Genomic DNA, 1833 nt, shown 5'->3' with positions numbered 1-1833 from the left:
TTCAGCTGTTGTTCATTACGATAAAAAAGAGGGTGAGAATGGCGGCATTGATTACACGAGTGTGACTTTAGGTAAAGGTAAGGATGCAGGACCAGTTGCACTTCATAATGTAAAAGATGGTGCCATTGGTGAGAGTTCACATGATGCGATTAATGGTAGTCAGATCAACACGATTTCTCAGAATGTAGCTAAATTCCTTGGTGGCGATGCAAAATTTGTTGAGGGTACGTTTACAGGACCAACCTACAAGTTATCCAAGGTTGATACAGCTGGTAATATAACAAATGGCTCTTTTGATAATGTTGGTAGTGCATTTACTGGTCTTGATGAGAATATCAAGAATGTGAATGCGCGGATTAAAGAGGTTTCTGAAGGAGTAGCGCAGGATTCTTTGAATTGGAGTAATGAAGCCAATGCCTTTGTCGCGCGTCATGAGAAGAAGCAAGAAGAACAAGGCAGGGCTGTAAGGACACAAGAAAACAGTAGAATTACGTTTCTAGCAAATGGTGAGATTAGCGCTAAATCAACAGATGCTGTCGCTGGTAATCAACTTTATTCAATGAATCAGACATTTGCGACGTATTTTGGTGGAGGAGCAGGTTATAATGAAAAGGGAGAATGGGTTGCACCTACCTTCAAGCTTAAAACTGTCAATTCTGATGGTAGTGCTGGTGAGGAAAAGGTTTACAATAGTGTATCGGAAGCATTTGCTGGAGTTGCGAGTTCTATCACGAATGTTCATAATGATGTAACTAATGTTGTCAGTGATAGCCTTGCCAAGCAGGATGATAATACGAAGGTTATCACTATTGGTAAAGAAGTAGAAGGTACAGAACTCAACATTGCCAACAAGACTGGTACGGATCGGACACTTTCAGGTGTTAAGGCAGGAGTGCTTTCAGCAGAATCGACAGAAGTTGTAAATGGCTCTCAGTTATTTGCGACTAATAAAAATGTTACGACAGTGACTACTAATCTAGACAGTGTTTCTAAAAATACATCGAGCTATTTAGGTGGTGGTGCTGATGTTCTTGTAGGCAATCTTCCGACGTATGTTGTTGGTGGTCAGTCATATCATGATGTTGGTTTAGCCTTTAGCGGTGTTGATACATCGCTGACAGATCTTCATAATGAGCTTTCTAAGAACAGCAATGAACTTACACAGACCATTGAGCAGAATGCTTTGTTGTGGAATGATGAAGCCAATGCCTTTGTCGCGCGTCATGTAAAGAACAAAGAGAAAGATGGTCAAGTTATAGCGGAACAAGAAAACAGCAAATTAAAATTTCTATTAGATGGAGAAATTTCTAAAGGTTCAACAGAAGCGATCACGGGCAATCAGCTTTATTCAATGAATCAGACATTTGCTGAGTATTTTGGTGGAGGAGCTGGTTATGATAAAGATGGACAATGGAAAGCTCCAAGTTTTGTGATCAAGAAAGTTGATGCGGAAGGTAAAGAAAGTGAAGAAAGCTATAAGAGTGTATCGGAAGCATTTGCTGGAGTTGCGAGTTCTATCACGAATGTTCATAATGATGTTACCAATGTTGTCAGTGATAGCCTTGCCAAGCAGGATGATAATACGAAGGTTATCACTATTGGTAAAGAAGTAGAAGGTACAGAACTCAATATCGCAAATAAAGACAAAGGGGATCGGACACTTTCAGGTGTTGGTGAAGCAACAAAGGATAATGAAGCTGTTAACAAAGGTCAGCTTGATGCAAGTCTGAAGGATCTTTCTACCAGCCTTCAGTCAGATGATTCAGCTGTTGTTCATTACGATAAAAAAGAGGGTGAGAATGGCGGCATTGATTACACGAGTGTGACTTTAGG

The 1833-nt window shown here is 40.3% G+C and carries 1 pseudogene; it reads left to right on the top strand.

The features are described from left to right. Positions 1-1833 (top strand): annotated as a pseudogene (locus ACFIMS_RS03405) (hypothetical protein); the annotation flags it as partial.

The sequence above is a fragment of the Bartonella sp. AP331QHHD genome (assembly GCF_042195905.1).
Taxonomy (GTDB): Bacteria; Pseudomonadota; Alphaproteobacteria; order Rhizobiales; family Rhizobiaceae; genus Bartonella.
This window is presented reverse-complemented; position numbering and strand designations above follow the sequence as displayed.